This window comes from Flavobacterium mesophilum (assembly GCF_039581405.1).
Lineage (GTDB): Bacteria > Bacteroidota > Bacteroidia > Flavobacteriales > Flavobacteriaceae > Flavobacterium.
In genome coordinates, this window is the sequence record NZ_JBCPXZ010000008.1 from 222318 (window position 1) to 239748 (window position 17431).

Below are 17431 nucleotides of genomic sequence, written 5' to 3' on the forward strand. Positions count from 1 at the left end.
GAATAGTAAAATGCAATACTCACGCGGTCTAAAACTACATGGCATTGTTAACTTCCGATAAAAGAATTATGCAATTGGAGGTCTGAACAAACTTCCTAAATAAGGATTTGTATGAGGATTTGCCTTGTAATTGTTTACAAAATGCGAATCTAATGGAATTATGTGTAATGTAGAAGTATAAACTCGGCTTGGAATAAAAACAATATGTTGCGAGTGCGGATCAACTTTTTTAAAAGGAAGTTGCATGTCACGTTCATCATCATTATCGTTGATGTCCTGACCTAAGTAATGCATGGCGATAAAATCAGTAAAGGCAAGTCCTTGTCCGTTCGATCTTTCCTGATGTTCCATAAAATGTTGTACAAGTACAGGCACTTTGGATAATTGTCCAAAAAAACAATTATTAAAGTTGATCAAAAGAATTAATATGTACAGGGAAATTTTTCGCACAGCACAAAAATATTAAGATTACAGTTTTACCACAAGACTTATCTGTTAAATCTTTGTCATTTATAAATTGATGTTTTTGGGATTGTTTCTGTTTTTATTATTTTTTAAGATTTTACCTATAAAAACTTCAATGGAAGACTAAGGTTTTTTTATATAATTATAATTGAACTTTATACAATTTCCATGTTTTAGGAAAATTCTACATTTTTTCACTTTTCAATTTTCTCCATCAAAATTTAAGAAACGATTTAAATAAATCATTCTGGAATCCCTCACTCAATAAGACTTTAATGTATTTTCAAATATTCAAAAATCAATTTTCAGCATCTAAAATTTTAACAATTGTTTACCCTTATTTCATGCGTTTTGCATTATAAGAAAAGACTTAGTTAAATATTTCCGAATCAAAATCTTACAGATTTCTTTTAAGTAGATTTGAAATAAATGTGGCTATTTATCTACAATTTCTTAAGAAATACCGTTTCTGTTTTTGCCAATTTCTTTTGAAATAATAACTGCATTAAATTTTTTTTTCACGCCTCAAATTAAATTTTATGAAAGTTGAAAGATTAACCTATTTGATCGTTCTATTAGTTCATCTACCAATCAAAACTTTGGCTCAAGGAAGCGGGCCACCACCTCCAGGCCTTCCAGATCCGCCTCCTGCAACTATTGAACAAGGGACTGCCATTCTATTTACTGCCGGAATTGTATTTGGTTTATTGGTAATGATTAAGAAAAAATCATGAACTGAACCCCTTCTCTATTTCTTAAAAAATCCGACATGAAAATTTTTAAAAAGATTAAAAATTCTAAAAAATGAGTTATGAGAAAAATAATTATTCTATTTCTAATAAGCATTTCAAATACATCTTTTTCACAGATTTACTTCAGTCCTAATGCTTATATGTATGCCAAAAACCAAGTACTCTACGTTAAACAAAATATCAATCTAGCATCAAATTCTAATTTATATCTTCGGAACAATTCGCAGTTGGTTCAAGGCACCACAACGACTTCTGGAAATTTAGGATTAGGAACTTTATCGGTTTTTCAAGAAGGGAGTTCTGATAATTTTGATTATAATTATTGGTGCTCGCCTGTTGGCAATGCATCGGCAACTGTTGGCAATGAAAATTTTGGAATTTCAATGCTCAATCGTCCAACCAGTTCAACTTTATCTACAACCGCAACCATACTTCCGTCGGGAAGTTATGATGGAACCTCAAATCCGCTGGCAATTGCTTCATCATGGATTTATAAATTAGTCAATGCAAACAATTATTCACAATGGATATTTGTAGGTGGTGCGACCACGTTAGCAGCAGGTGAAGGATTTACCATGAAAGGTACCAGCGGAACAGATCCGCTCGATCCAGAAGGAACCGGTATAACGAATAATCCTGGAAGTGCACAACGATATGATTTTAGAGGAAAACCCAATGATGGGAACATCATCGTTACATTAGGACTTAACAATGCAACTTTGACGGGTAATCCTTATCCATCTGCGCTGCATTTAAATGCATTTCTTCTTGATCCAACAAACGCTGCAATTACTGGTGGAGTTGCTTATTTTTGGCAACAAGACAAAAGCGTAAATTCACATTATTTAAGCGATTATCGTGGAGGATATGGCTCTTACTCTCCTATCAATTTAACTTCTGAAGGAATTTATATCCCGCCAACTTTTAGTTCTTATAAACAAGATGGCACTGTAAATCCAGGACCTGGATCAGGCACTGGGACCGCAGTTTTACGAAGATATGCTCCTATTGGCCAAGGTTTTTTATTAAATGGAAGATCTAATGGAACCGTTACTTTTAAAAATTCTCATCGGGTCTTTTTAAAAGAAGCTGTCGGTTCTTCCCAATTTGAAAAACATACCCTAAAAACAGAAACCGAAAATAATGAGGAAACAGAAGAACCTGCGCCTCTTTCTTACTTTCGATTAAATGCCATAATCAACAATCAATTTACCAGACAACTGGCACTGGCATTTCTTCCTGAAGCGACTGATGGTGTTGATGTTGGGATTGACGCTTTAAACCTTACTGCAAATCTCCCTAATGATGTCAATTTTTGGTTGAGTGATGCCAATTACATTATTCAAGGAATCAATTTTAGTCCTGAGAAAAAAATTGCGTTGATTGTTAAAGCAACAGCAAATTCAACCTTAAAATTTTCTATTCCTGAAATTATAAATTTTGATTCGTCTCAAGACATTTTTATTTATGATGCGCTGGATCAATCGTATCATAATATAAAAACCGGAACTTATGAAGTTGCCGTTACGCCAGGAACATATACAGATCGATTTAAAATCGCATTTACGAATCATACCTTAAGTACACCAAACAATAATGAAGTTTTAAATCAATTTGTCATTTATCAAGACAATGAACGCAATACTCTAAAAGCTTCAAATCCGAATTTGCTTGTTATAAAGTCATTCAAATTATATGACATGACTGGAAAAGTAGTGTTCTCTAAAACCGATTTAACAGCAAACTCCAATTATAGTTTTACAACCAACGGGTTAAGTCAGGGAATATATATTACAGAATTTCTCACCGATGACAATCAAAAAATAACCCAGAAAGTTTTTATTTCTAATTCGGGAAAATAAAATGATGACAATTTTAATAACAAACTAATCTTATATATTATGATCATTAAATCTACTTTTCAGCATCATATAAAGTTATTTCTAGGTTTCTTTTTTTTAACATTGACAATTCAAGCTCAAATCGGGATTGGAACTGTTACACCAAACGCCAGTTCGATATTAGATATAACTTCTACCACTCAAGGATTATTAGCTCCAAGAATGACAACGGCACAACGAACTGCCATCACCACGCCTGCAGAAAGTTTGTTAGTATATGATACCACAGATAAAGCCTTTTATTATTACAATACAACAACAAGCACTTGGACAAGAATGGCTATTGAAAGTACCATCAAAAGAAACAACTATAAACTGGTAAAATCAGCAGCCGATTTGGCTCCAGAATTAACCGCTGGAGGCGGGTCGAGTTATTTACTCAACACAAATACTTTATATGAAATAAACGGAACAATCACACTTGCGGCTCCAATAAATATAAATAATGCTTACGTTACCGGCTTAGATGCGAATGAAGATATTTTACAATCATCAGGAACTATTTTTCAAGGAAATACTGGTGGAAGTATTCGATTTCTAACCTTAAAAGGAGCAAGAGCTTTTGACATTAACGGACCTGGAATTTCAACTGCATCATCCTTTTTAGTTCAAAATGTAATTGTGGACGGTATGACAACAAATGTAGGAACCATCTCGAATATAGGACTGTATTTTGGAAATATTATTCAATTCATCAATAATACAAGTGGTATTACGTATACCAATATTGGAAACCTCCTTTTAAATAATCAAGCTTGGTTTAATACCAATAATGGGACATTCGAAACAATGACTGGTACTTTTGGTTTAATACAAAAAAGCAGTGGCTTTAGTTCTGTTAATGGAGCTGATCAAGCTTTGGATGTCAGCACCAGCGGATTAACTGTTGGAACAGGTATTTTACTTGGTACCGTTTTTTCAGGAACAACCACAGCACCTACAGGTTATGTAAAAGGCTACGCCGCCGCATCAACCTATCCTGGATATAATTTCAGCACGGCTTGGACTGTAGATGCGCCAGGGATTCCTAGAGAGGGAGACAGCGATGCAACTGGTGATATAAATTTAGATGCCGTAGTTGGTACGGGTGTTGCCACCACATTTACGGGAACGGCATCAGCGAGCAGAACTAAATTACTCGGTACAACTACTTCAAATAGTTTATTTCGTTTTACAAAAGATGGAAATAACAGGATAACTTACCGAGGAAACAAAACCAGATATTTTCAGATTACTGCTTCAATGTCTTATCAAGCAAGTGGTTCTGATATAACATTAATACTCTATTTTGCTAAAAATGGTGTTGTCTTGACTGACACGAAAGTTTATGGCAAACCATCTACAGGTTTTTTAGCTTCAGCTGGAATCTTAGCCCTGCCTATTGTAGGAACTGTACAGCTTAAAACTAATGATTATATTGAAATATGGGCCGAACGCTATGACGGAACCGGAAATATCTCAACAATTTCTCTCAATTTAACGGCAAGATAATAAAACATAAAAGTGCTACAATTAGTAGCACTTTTTTTATTCATCTTCAAAATATTCAATTATATAATTTATCAAAAAGTTCGGGTGAAGCTTTCAGATACTTATCTTTTCCAACTTCTTCATTCCATTTTTTGGTGATGAAATCGCTCAATTGCAATCTGGAATCAATTCCTTTAAAAGTTGGATTGATTTTCCATCTCGGTTTGTCTTTCCAATTCGCATTGATGTAACTGATTGCCTTTACTGTTTTTGGATTATCATTTATGACTTTAAAAAATGGAACAAACCATTCATTCCAAGCCATTTCAGCTTGTTCTGGATTCGATAAAATCATTTGTTTGGTAAGTCCGGTATTCCCTTTTGGATCCTTTTCCCAATCGGTTGACGTTGGTGCCGCTTCGCAAATAAAAACGGGTTTGTTTTTTGCTTTCGCGAAAGCAATCATGTTTTCCTGTCTATAATTGTTGAAAAATGAAAAACCGCACCAATCTACATAATTGTCCCCAGGATACCATTCTTCCAGATTTTTCAAAGTGCTTTCAAAACCTTTTGATTGCCAGACATACGCCACATTTGTAACACCTTGTTCGTCCAATTTATCCTTAATATGTCTAAAAGCATTAATATAAGCACCTCTTTCATACCGATTCCAAGGCCCATCAAATTCAAATCCGATTCGGAGGAAAACGGGACGTCTTCCTAAGCTTTTAAAAAACTTACCCATTTTTAGAATATAAGGATCCAATTCACCACTCGCAATTTTTTCTTCCGAATCAATTATCGCCAAACCAATTGCCAAAGCTGAATTTTTAAAATTAGGACTATTCAATTGCAAAGACATATTTTCGGGTCCGTCACCCCAATCTACGATTTCGTAAATTCCGTTCAAACCTGTATAAGTAAACGAATGCCCATCAAATTCCTCTGTTACTCCAGGCATAATATCCGTGTACATTGTAAAGCCACCTGGTGCTGGAAAATGATCCAAATAACCGTTTTTATCTTTTTCCGTTCCGCCCAAAGCATCATTTTCTTGACCAATGAACAAAATTACTTCACCATCTTCAGGTTCGAATTTGGCTCTTTTTTGCTCTTTGATTTCGGCAACTTTAGCTTTCTCATTAGAAGAACTTTGTTTACAATTAAACATCAAAAAACAAAATCCAATAATCGCGATATATCTTAATTTCATAATTCAATTTTTAAAATCTTTTTTCTTGCTTCTTGCTTCTACTTTCCATTCTCAGAAATCTAAATCTATGATCAACAATCTAAAATTTTATATTCAAACCAATCAAAATCAGCATGAACTGAATTCGTTGCTAAATCTTGACAACACAATCCCACCAAACATCCAGTAAAAGCAGGTCGATAGCGCTCGCTTTCGTCCCGAACATAATCATCTGACAAGATACTCATATCCAGTTTTTCGCCAATATTCTTGAAGTCATTTCCATTTAAACTAAAGCTGAATTGCAATTCGTCACGATTAATATTTGCTCGTAACAAAATTTCTGCAGTTCCCGAAACAACAATTATTTCCTTTTGTTCAATAATCAAATAATTGCAACAGCTTACAATAGAAAGCACTTTGTCATTTCCATTTTTTGTGATATGCAAATAATGATAATGGCCTGTATTGTAATACAAAACCAAACCAGCCAATTGCTGAAATTTTGTAGGTTCAAACCAAACCGAAGTCGTAATTTGAGCATTAAAATGTTGCAATCTTCTCGCCACCAAAGCTTGTGTATGTGTTGATGTGAGCGATTCTTTTCCTTTTAAACGTAAAAACCCAGAACGTTCTGTAAGTGAGATCCATTCTTCTGATTGCGGAATTCTCAAAGTTTGAAAATCAATGGGAAGTTTAGTCGAATCAAAATTTTCTCTTTCTGGGCTTTCGCCAAAAACAACTTCTTTTAAACCCGAAAACGGAATTTCTAATCTCGGCAAATTCGATTTTGATTTCAAGTAAGGCCAATCTTCGTTCCAGATAATTTCTTCGATTGCGGTTTCTCTTCCTAAAATACATCTTCCTTGCACCGTCAAAGGTCGGCTGATTAAAAATGTGACAAACCAATCTCCATTTTGTGTTTCAACAAACGAAGCATGTCCGGCTTTTTGCAATTCATATTCTGGAGCATTTCTTGCCGTCAAAATAGGATTTTCGGGATGTGGTTCATAAGGTCCTGAAATGTTTTTGGAACGCATAACCGTTTCTGCGTGGCCATATTCTGTTCCGCCTTCGGCAAGAATTAAATAATAAAAATCGTTTCTTTTGTACAAATGCGGTCCTTCGGTAAATCCTAAATTGGTTCCTGAAGTCAAGTAGAATATTTCTCCAATCAACTTTTGTTTGTTGGTATCATATTCTTGAAGCTCGATTCCCCCAAAAAACTTTCCTTTTCGATGATCCACAAGCATGTTTGTGTACCAGGTTTTTCCATCCGAATCATGAAAAAAAGAGCCATCAAAACCCGCCGACGTCAAATAAACAGGTTCACTCCAATCGCCTAAAATATCATTTGTGGTTAACACATAATTTGGAGTGTCTTTCCAAACGCCGTCGAAGGATTTTACATTGGTATAAACCAAATAAAAAATTCCGTTTTTATACGATAAACAAGGCGCCCAAACTCCGCAGGAATCAGGAACTCCTTTCATATCAAGTTGTGAAATTCGGTTCAACGGATGCGTGATGACTTTCCAGTTTTTTAAATCTTTTGAATGATGGATTTGCACGCCGGGAAACCATTCAAATGTTGATGTCGCAATGTAATAATCGTCTCCAACTCTGCAAATAGAAGGATCGGGATTAAAACCTTTTAAAATTGGGTTCTGAATCATATCCATCTTATTTTACAAAATCAAGTTCAATTTGTTCCAATGATTTTCCTTTGGTTTCCGGAAGAATTTTATACAAAACAAAAAATCCGATTAACGCGATTCCGCCAAAAATAGAAAAGCTGATGGCATTTCCCAAATTCGATAATTCCCAAGGAAAAACCTGCTGAACGATCCAACTCACAAATCCGTTTACAAAACCAATTACACCAATTGCTAAACCGCGATAACGATTTGGATATAATTCTGACAACATCACCCACATCACTGGACCAAGCGAAAAAGCAAAACAAGCAATAAATCCCATCACGCCAACCAAAACCAAAACGGCGTTCATTTGCGTTGCCATTTCCAGAATTGTCCCTTCATTTTTTGCATAAACTTGATCGCCTAAAAGCGATTTCATTTCGTTTTTAAACGTAATATCTGTTTCATAAACTTTATCTGCAATTGGGTTTAATTTTTCTTTTAAAGAAGAATCTAATTGAGCAATTTTATCCGAAGAAAGCTGATATTTCGCTTCATTAAATCCGTAGGCACATAATGCCATACTGATTGCAATTCCTGCAATACCAAGCAATAACAACGGACGACGTCCCATTTTATCAATCAAAAACATGGCAACAATTGTGAAAGCGACCGTAATGAAACTCAACAAGACTCCCGATGAAAACGAAGCATCATTTCCAATTCCGGTTTGTTTGAAAATCGAAGTGGCATAAAAATAAATCGCATTGATTCCTGTAATTTGTTGTAAAACGCCAATCACCAATCCAACAGTAAAAACAAATTTTAATGAAGGTTTAAAAAGATCTTTAATTTTTACTTTTTCGTTATTCTGATGATCTTCTTCTTTCAAACTTTCCAAAATAGATTCGGCTTCATTTTTTGCATTTTGTTGACCATGCATGGCAATCAAAATTTCTTTGGCTTCATTATCTCTTTTTTGAATAAACAGCCAACGCGGACTTTCAGGCACAAAAAACAAAAGGACATAATACAAAATCGACGGAATAATTACAATCCCTAGCATCCAACGCCAAACATTGTCTTCTGTCAAAAAACTACTTTGGCCTGAAGTATATAAAGAATTGATGTAATAATTGCTCAAAAATGCAGCGAAAAATCCCAACACAATATTGAGTTGCTGAATCGAAACTAACTTTCCTCGATTTTCTGCCAAAGAAACTTCTGCAATATATGTTGGTGCTATGACAAGGGCAATTCCGAAAGCGATTCCTCCAATCATTCTGGCAATGTAAAGCATTTCATAAGAAAAACTATAAGCCGATAAAACAATGGATAATGCATATAAAAATGCAGCCAAAATCAATAATTTCTTTCTTCCTATTTTATCGCTCAAACGCCCCGAAATCAGCATGGCAAACATAGCTGTAAACGATGGCGAACTTACCACCCAACCCGTTTGAAAGTCATTCAAATTAAATTCAGGACCAGCATAAGACATTACTCCAGAAATAATTCCTGCATCAAAACCAAACAAAAATCCTCCTAAAGAAACTACAAAAGCTGCAAATATTGATTTTTTCATTTAAAATTACGGTTGTTTTTATTTCATAATAGTTTCAGAGGAGAACTTAGAAACTCGAAATTTAATTAATTTTTAAAAAGGTTGAGCTGTCTTACACACAGCTCAACCACAACTAACATGAAATTAACTATAAACTTAATTAATATCCAGGATTTTGAATTAAAATGCTCGCGCCCACTTGCCGAATCTCTGATGCCGGAATTGGCAGTAATTCATCCCTTCCTACTGTAAATACTTTTCCAACAGCTTCAAGGGCAGTTTTAGCATCTCCCCAACGCACTAAATCAGTATATCTGTCCCAGCCTTCGGTTGCTAATTCTCTTCTTCTTTCATCTTTAACACCTTGCAATGTATATGCTGGAATTTTCGGATTTCCTGCTCCATAAGCTCTATCGGTTACTAATTTAAATGAACTAGCTCCGCTTAAAATTCCAGTTCCTCCCATTAATCGCGCTTCGGCATGCATTAATAGAACATCAGCATAACGAATGATTTTTTCATTTAATGGAGAATCTGCATAGTTTTGCAAACCGTCTTGTACTGCAGGCGGAATCCAATATTTATACATACTCGCTTTTGACTTGAAAGCTGGAGTACCAACAGGCCAGAAATAATTGTACGTATCTGTTCCGAAAACCCATTGACTTTCGGTACTCCAATTAATTGAGCCGTCTGGATTTGTACTGCAATTACATGAGATTGCTCCTCTTCCACCTCTAACAATCGTTTTTGGCGTGATGAAAGTATACTCTTTTCTACGGTCTGAATCATCATAAAAATCAATCAATTCTTGCCTTGGAACACTATTTCCAAAAGCGCTATTTCCAACAGAACTATTAAACAAGAAACCAAACATTTGATGTGAAGATGAACCTTGATTCGAATAACTCTGTCCTCCTTCGAAATTATTGTATAAAGAACCGCTGATGTAGCCAATTTCGAAAATAGATTCTTTTCCATATTCATTGCTCAAATCCCAGTTGTCTTCGAATTTTTCTTCTAATGAATAACCTAGTTTCATTACTTCTTCGCAGTATTTAACCGTTTCATTATAATCTTTTTGGTACAAATTGGCTTTTGCCAAAACAGCATAAGCGGCACCTTTTGTAGCTCTTCCTTTCTTCGTTGGAACTGTCGGTAAAGTTTGTGCTGCGTCTAATAAATCTTTTTCGATTTGCACATAAACCTCGACAGCTGTAGCTTTTGGCTTTTTGAAATTATACGAAGCATCTTTTATATATTCCGTAATCAAAGGCACTCCTCCAAAATGTTTTACCAATTCGAAATAAGCAAACCCGCGCAAAAACTTCGCTTGTGCAATCAACTGATTTCTAAAAGCTTCATCTTTTATTTTTTGAGTTTCAGAAATAACACCAATCGCAGTATTCGCTCTTGAAATCATCGTGTACCATTTTTTCCACATTCCCTCCACGCTTGGATTGTTGGTCTGAATCGGGTTTTTGTCAAAAGCCTGACCCGCAACCCAAAATGTTGCCCATTGTGACACCACATTATCCGCGCGCATATCCTGAAACATTACCGGATACATATGTCTAGTCGCCGCACCGTCCACCTGCCAACGCAAAGGATCATACGCCGCATTTACTAAAGCCTCATAATCCGAATCGGTTTGAATGGCATCTGCCGTCAACTGAGTTGTTGGTTCGATGGTCAAGAAATCATCAGAACAGCTGTTGAGCATCAATAACATCATAAATGCTAAAACACTACTTTTTATATATTTAATTTTCATAACGAAATTTTATTTGACATTAAAACTTAACTTGTAAACCCATTAAAATTGTTCTCGCCTGCGGATAAAATCCTCTGTCGATTCCCATATCCAGAGAATTGCTTGCCCCAGATTCACCAATTTCAGGATCTGTTCCGTCGTATTTGGTGCTTACCCATAAATTCTGACCTGTAACGTAGATTCTGAATTTGTCCATTTTCAATTTGTCAACCAAACTTGATGGAAGATTGTATCCTAAAGTCACTGTTTTTAATTTTAAGAAGGAACCATCTTTCACATAAAAATCAGAAACTTGAGAATCTGTCAAACCAAAACCTAAATTGTTTTTCAAGCCATTTGTTGAATATGAATTCTTTCTGTTTGAGTAACCAGCATCCGTTCTGATTGTCGCATCATAAATGTCATTTCCTTCAGAACCGTACAAAAAGGCATTGAAATCGAAGTTTTTATATGCTGCGCCAAGATTAACGCCATAAGTGAAATCAGGAAGAGCACTTCCGATATAGGTTTTGTCAGCCGCTGTAATTCCCGGAACTCCATCATTATCTTTGTAAACTAAAGTTCCATCTGCTGCAATAGATTCCACTTGATAGCCATAAAATCCAGCAATCGAATGTCCAACTGTAGTCAACGTAATTGGATCATTGAAAACAAAAGTTCCTGTTCCGCCCGTCAATGGCTGTCCGTTGTTTCCTAAGCTTGTCACTTTGTTTTTGTTTTGAGCCAAATTTGCTGAGATATCCCAAGAAAATCCAGTTTCATATTTTTTTCTGTATGAAAGCAGTAACTCAAAACCTTTGTTTTCCATATCCGCAATATTCGTTGCTGGCGCAGGATATCCAGAGAAAAGAGGAACTCCAATTGGAATCAACATATCGCTGGTTTTTTTGATGTAATAATCAAATGTCAATCCGAATGAATTATGGAAAGCATTGATGTCTAAACCAAAGTTTGTCTGAGCCACTTCTTCCCATTTTACATCTGGATTTGGCAAGAATGCTGGTGTCAAACCTGAAACATTTTCTCCACCAAAATTTGTTCCCGAACCTGAATTCAAGATTGCAGAATATTGAAACGGCGCAATATTATCACTTCCGTTGATACCCCAGCTTGCGCGAAGTTTTAAAAGATTCATCCATTTTGTATCATGTAGAAAGCTTTCTTCAGAAATAACCCAACCTCCAGAAACTGAAGGAAAAATCCCTGTTCTATTATTTGATCCAAAATTTGAAGATGAATCTGCTCTTAATGTTCCAGACAATAAATATTTATGTGCATAATCGTAATTTACTTTTCCGTAAAAACCAACTAAAGCAGTGTCAAACGCATAAGGAACGGCAGATGTTATTCCCGATGGATTTCGGATTGTAGCAAAATTGGTTGAATCAAAATCATTCGTAAAAAAGCCAACTCCATTTCTTGAACTTGTTCCAAAAGAAGTTTCGTAAACCGACATTCCAGCTAAAACATCTAAATTGTGATTTCCTAAATTAGAGAATTTATAAGATCCATTTCCGTCAAACTGAGTCATTTTGTTGGAATAAACAGTTTCTTTCAAGGTCGCATTTGTATTTACATAACCTTGTTCAGAAAAATCAAAAGTTGGTGTAAATTGCTTGTCGAATGTGTTGTCTTTGTAATGAAAATAAGTTGCAGTGATTTTAAAATCGTCTGTCACTTTCCAAGTTCCTTTAATATTTGCCGTCGTAATATCTGAAACCGATTTATTATTGGTAATAATCAAAGCTAAAAACGGATTCGCAACAGCTCCAACCGTTGGTAATGAAACGCCATTTACAACAACTCCCTGCTGATTTCCCATTCCGAATGGAACTGAAGAATCACCATCAGCAAAAGCAGGATAAATAGCCGGAATCGAATTCACGAAATTCATAATCGAAATTCCTGTTCCTGATTGATTTTCAAAAAGATAATCGCGTTCAACATCAACCAAATTCAATCCAACACTCAAATTGAATCTTGCCGTAAGATCAGTCTCAAAATTCATTTTTACGTTTTTTCTAGTGTATTGCGATTTGCCTTCGTTTCCGCCAACCATACCTTTTTGGTCATAAAGTCCACCAGAAATATTGTATGAATAATTTTCTCCTCCGCCCGAAACAGAAGCACTTAAACTAGAAACTGGCGTTGTTTCAAACAATTCTCCGTACCAATCTGTGTTTGGTAATTTTGCGATTTCTGCTGGAGTAAGTACATTTCCATTTCCTGGATTTTTGGTTCTAAAATCATTTAAATAGGAAACGTAAGCATCTTTCTGCATCAAATCTGGTTTATTTCCTAAAGATTGAAAACCAGTATAAGTATCAATTGTAATGCTAGGTTTTGACGAATTTCGTCTTCCCGTTTTGGTTTCTACCAAAATAACTCCGTTTCCACCACGTGCACCATATATTGCTGATGATGCAGCATCTTTAAGTACGTTCATGCTTTTAATGTCGTCTGGATTCACAAAATTCAGATTCGGAACTTGTTGCCCATCAACTAAATACAAAGGCGCCGATGCTCCAACTGAAGCTGCGCCTCTCAAACGCACCGTAAGCGGCGCGCCCGGCGAACCTGAGGTTTGAACTACCGTAACTCCCGGCGTAGTTCCTTGTAAAGCGGCTTCTGGACGGCTTACAGCTAATTCTGAAATTTGCGCTGCGTTAACTACTCCAACTGCCGTAGAAACTGCTTTTTTGTTTTGTGTTTGCCCGTATCCAACCACTACAACCTGATCTAAAGTATTTGTACTTTCGCCTAAAGTAATTGTAATTGGCTGATTTTTTCTAACGGCAACTTCTTTCGTTTCATATCCCAAATAGCTCACTACTAATGTTGCCGTTTCTGTCGTTACAGAAATCGAGAATTTTCCATCAAAATCTGAAGTCGTCCCAATGTTTGTTCCTTTAACTTTTAAATCTACGCCAGGCAACGGACCTGTACTCGATGTCACCGTTCCTGAGACATTTTGTGAAAATGAGTTTGCCGTCATCAAAAGAAAAACAGACAATACCATTTTGAATAAGTAATTTTTCATAAATGCTGGTTTTTTAAATTTGGATTTTTTTGGTTGTTTTTTTGTTAATAGTTCAAATATATAGACGTGAAATAGGAATACTTTAATTTTTAACTTCGGGAATCTTCAAATCCAAAAAATCGGCTTTCTGAAAAAATTTGATTCTAGATTCCAAAAATGCAGTAAATACAAGGCATGAAAACTGATTCGAAATTTTGCTGGAATTTTACTTAAAGGTTTAAGTAAATTTTTCATAAAAAATGAAATATTAAAGAAATTAACTACAATTGTATTCCATCGAAAAAAAATTATGAAAAGCAAAACACAATTGATAAAACAACCTAATTTATATTGTATATTAGTCAATGAAAAACAAAATTTGCTGTTGATTTTATTGCCTAAGAATCTCAAAAATGAATAAAAAAATTACGCTTAAACAAATTGCAAAAGAATTCAATACTTCTATCGCAACGGTATCTAAAGCCTTGAACGACAGCCATGACATTAGCGTTGCAACAAAAAATAAAATCAAAAATTACGCGCAACTTCACAATTACAAACCCAATAGCATTGCCTTAAGTTTATTGAACAAAAAGACCAAAACTATTGGCGTAATTATGCCAACGATTCTCAATCATTTTTTTGTTCAGATTTTCAACGGAATGGAACAAACCGCAAACGAAAAAGGCTATAATTTGATTACCATTATTTCGAATGGAAAACTCGAAAAAGAAATCACCTCAATTAATCTTTTAGAAAACGGAATTATCGACGGTTTGCTCATTTCTTTATGCGAAGAAGCGCAACTCAAACAGCATGTTTCTCATATTGAAAACTTCATAAAAAATGCAGGACCGGTTGTAATGTTTGATCGTGTTTTTGATTCTTTGGATACGGATAAAATTATTGTTGACGATTTTAATTGTTCTTATAAAGCCACAGAACATTTAATAAAAACAGGCTGTACAAATATTGCTATCGTGACGGTTTTGGATTATCTCGGAATTGTAAAACTTAGAATTGATGGCTATTTGAAAGCCCACGAAGACTATAATATTCCTGTAAACAAAAAACTGATTTCGCTGATTAAAAAAGAATATGATTTTGAAACCGAAATCAAAACGATGCTCGACTATCAGAAAGTAGATGCCATTATTGGTCTTGAGGAATATTCAACAGTCGAATCAATGACGATTGCTCAAAATCGAGGTTACAAAATTCCAGACGATATTTCCATCATTGGTTTTACAAATAGTGAAATGTTCAAATATTGCAAACCTTCTATTTCATGTATTAGTCAGCATGGCGTTTTTATGGGGCAAATTGCAGTTCAAAAAGTCATTGAAAGAATTGAAAACGACGAATCAAATCAAGCCGAATTTGAAACTAAAATCATAAAAGCAAGTCTAATTGAACGTGATTCTACCAAGAGAATTACGGCATAAATTTGTTTAAACACATAGAAACATAGTTTATGGCAACGCATAAAAAAAGCGTTTCACTAATTTAAATTCACATAGCATACAATTCCGAAGTTTTGGCACTATGTGTTAGAAACTAGTTTCTTTCCATCTTCTTTTTTATAATAAAATCAATGTTTCTATGTGTTTAAAAACAAAACCTAATACACTTCAATTTCTCCAATTTTCACTGTTGAATCTGGAGTTTTGCTTTCAAAATAAAAACGAATTTTAGACGATTTCACTTTCTCAAACAAAACTTCATTTGTTGCATTTGCAATTACTTTATCCGAATTAGAAATCCTTTTCCATTGCCCATTTTCATCTAAAATTGAAATATTGCAATTCTGCGCCATAATCTTTTTATCAGCTGAATCGACAAAGGATAAAACCGCTTTATGAAATTCTTTTGTTGTTCCAAAATCAATCTCAATCCAGTTTTCTTTTCCTGCAGAAATTTTCATTTCATAATAATTTCTGACATTATCAAAATACCAAATTCGGCCGTCATTAAGCTGATTTAAAGCTGTTACATCAGAATTTGAAGTTGCCACTTTAGGAAAATCTTTTCCTTTGATATTTACTGCTAAATTGATTTCTGATTTTGAAGGTTGATCAATTTCAGGAGAACCCGAAAGATTAATGATCTTCTTTCCTAAAACAGAAGGTTTCAAAACCATTTTTCCATCCACATAAACCGATAATCCCTTTCCTTTTTTATACTGATTTCCGTCTTTGTCATATAAAATAGTCAAGTTTTGATTGTGATAACGAATGTTCTCCAAACAGAAATATTTCACGTTGTCTGTAACAAGCGGATTAATTTCTAGTTTGTTTCCCTCCGAAGGTCTTATGCCACATAAACCTGTAATAATCAAATCATTGAATTCAGAATGGTTGTAATGCTCGCTTCTTTGGTCGAAATCGGCAATCGCGCCTTTTTGGTCGGGATAATAATTTTCTAAAATATTAAGTTTTCCGTTTTTATAATGCTGATCAGCATATTGTTTCAAAATTTCCCAATAATCCTTTTTTGAAACTTCTTTCTGATTGTAATTGTTCAGCAAATTCGCCATTCCCAACAAAACTTGAGTTGTTTGATACGGCCAACTTGGTCCGTTCCATTGGCATTCTTTTGCGCCATTTGGACCAAAACGATATTGCTTCATATAATATTGATAAGAAGGTTCAACCGTTCTCAATCCGAAAGCACCTCCAAAATGTTCCGGCGAACGCAAGCGCGACCAAGCCGAATTGTATTTCTGATTATCATCTGGCAAATTATAAACCCAAGGCACAAACCCAACCAACTCGCGCCCGCGAATAAAATCCCAATATTTCACAAATTCATTATTGACTTTAAAGCGATCTGTAAAATGCCCTAAGGTTGGATTCCATAAATTATTTTGAAAATTTTGCTTTTGTTCCAATGCTTTTTGCTGGTAATTTTCTGCCAATTTTTGATCACCTTTCAATAAAGCAATTTTAGAAATCGCCAATGCATTGGCATACATATAACTGTTTATTGAAGGTCGAAATCCCTCACCACCTGTGAAACCGTCTGTTCCTCCGCTGGCATCAATTGAGGAAATCGTGTTTTCTGTGGCATCCATAACGGGTTCAACAAAATACAGTTTTTTTGAAGTATCGTAATGATCTTGCCAATCGGCATCAATTTTCATCATTGACGGCAATTGTTTTATGATAAAATCTTTATCGCGATTGATTAAATAATTGGCATAAGTCGCATCAGCAATGGATTCAGTATAACGGCGATTGTTCCCGCCATGCTGATACATGAAATCAATATAATTGTTCATATACAAACGATCTTTGAGCCATCTTCCTTCATAAATATGAAAAACCGTTGCCGCATTCAAAGTATTATACGGCTTATGATCCCAGCTCATCGCATTCAAAAACTCGGTTACTACATAACCGTAATCGCCAATATTTCGCAAATGCGCTTTATAAACTTCCCAACGATAATAATATACATCTTCTATTTCCTTGTCTGAAATTTCAAAAAACGGAATATTTTTCAAATACCAATCGCTGTCATTTCCATAATGCGACATGCTTTTTTTATTGGAATCTATAAAATGGGTTTCGTTTTTTTGAGCCAAAATCGGCTTGGTAATCAGTAGAGAAAACAGCAGAAAATAATGTCGCATAAATTAAAAATCTTTAACTC

The 17431-nt window shown here is 35.0% G+C and carries 11 protein-coding genes; 4 read left to right on the plus strand and 7 right to left on the minus strand.

All coding sequences use genetic code 11. The features are described 5' to 3' along the window. Positions 1–66: 66 nt before the first annotated feature. Positions 67–351: a hypothetical protein gene (locus tag AAYQ19_RS21310; RefSeq protein ID WP_343539164.1), complete on the minus strand. Its 285-nt coding sequence runs from the start codon at positions 349–351 to the stop codon at positions 67–69. A gap of 653 nt (positions 352–1004) precedes the next feature. Here AAYQ19_RS21310 and AAYQ19_RS21315 point away from each other — a divergent pair. The 3 genes from AAYQ19_RS21315 to AAYQ19_RS21325 all read left to right on the plus strand — a co-directional run bounded on the left by AAYQ19_RS21315 (position 1005) and on the right by AAYQ19_RS21325 (position 4609). Beyond that, positions 1005–1199 (plus strand): Fjoh_0651 family PID-CTERM protein, encoded by a 195-nt coding sequence (locus AAYQ19_RS21315; RefSeq protein ID WP_343539166.1) that lies wholly within the window; start codon positions 1005–1007, stop codon positions 1197–1199. A gap of 77 nt (positions 1200–1276) precedes the next feature. Beyond that, entirely contained in the window at positions 1277–3079 is a 1803-nt protein-coding gene (locus AAYQ19_RS21320) for a DUF8693 domain-containing protein (protein WP_343539167.1), read from the plus strand. Positions 3080–3118: 39 nt separating this feature from the next. Then, positions 3119–4609 (plus strand): phage tail-like protein, encoded by a 1491-nt coding sequence (locus tag AAYQ19_RS21325; RefSeq protein WP_343539168.1) that lies wholly within the window; start codon positions 3119–3121, stop codon positions 4607–4609. A 55-nt stretch (positions 4610–4664) separates the two neighbouring features. Here the strand turns inward: AAYQ19_RS21325 and AAYQ19_RS21330 are convergent, their stop codons facing one another. The 5 genes from AAYQ19_RS21330 to AAYQ19_RS21350 form a co-directional block, all read right to left on the minus strand. Continuing rightward, on the minus strand, positions 4665–5801 hold the full coding sequence (locus AAYQ19_RS21330; protein WP_343539170.1) for a glycoside hydrolase family 26 protein: 1137 nt from the start codon (positions 5799–5801) through the stop codon (positions 4665–4667). Between the two features lie 71 nt (positions 5802–5872). Continuing rightward, positions 5873–7456: a glycoside hydrolase family 43 protein gene (locus AAYQ19_RS21335; protein WP_343539172.1), complete on the minus strand. Its 1584-nt coding sequence runs from the start codon at positions 7454–7456 to the stop codon at positions 5873–5875. A 7-nt stretch (positions 7457–7463) separates the two neighbouring features. Next, complete coding sequence (locus tag AAYQ19_RS21340; RefSeq protein WP_343539174.1) at positions 7464–9005, minus strand: sugar porter family MFS transporter; 1542 nt, start codon at positions 9003–9005, stop codon at positions 7464–7466. 139 nt (positions 9006–9144) lie between these two features. Then, positions 9145–10758, minus strand: coding sequence for a RagB/SusD family nutrient uptake outer membrane protein (locus AAYQ19_RS21345; RefSeq protein WP_343539176.1), 1614 nt, complete (start codon positions 10756–10758; stop codon positions 9145–9147). 19 nt (positions 10759–10777) lie between these two features. Continuing rightward, entirely contained in the window at positions 10778–13798 is a 3021-nt protein-coding gene (locus AAYQ19_RS21350; RefSeq protein ID WP_343539178.1) for a SusC/RagA family TonB-linked outer membrane protein, read from the minus strand. A 392-nt stretch (positions 13799–14190) separates the two neighbouring features. Here AAYQ19_RS21350 and AAYQ19_RS21355 point away from each other — a divergent pair, with 392 nt between their 5' ends. Further along, positions 14191–15222, plus strand: a complete 1032-nt coding sequence (locus AAYQ19_RS21355; RefSeq protein WP_343539179.1) for a LacI family DNA-binding transcriptional regulator — start codon at positions 14191–14193, stop codon at positions 15220–15222. Between the two features lie 176 nt (positions 15223–15398). On the opposite strand, the gene AAYQ19_RS21360 is transcribed toward AAYQ19_RS21355, so the two are convergent. Beyond that, entirely contained in the window at positions 15399–17411 is a 2013-nt protein-coding gene (locus tag AAYQ19_RS21360) for an MGH1-like glycoside hydrolase domain-containing protein (protein ID WP_343539181.1), read from the minus strand. Positions 17412–17431 lie beyond the last annotated feature (20 nt).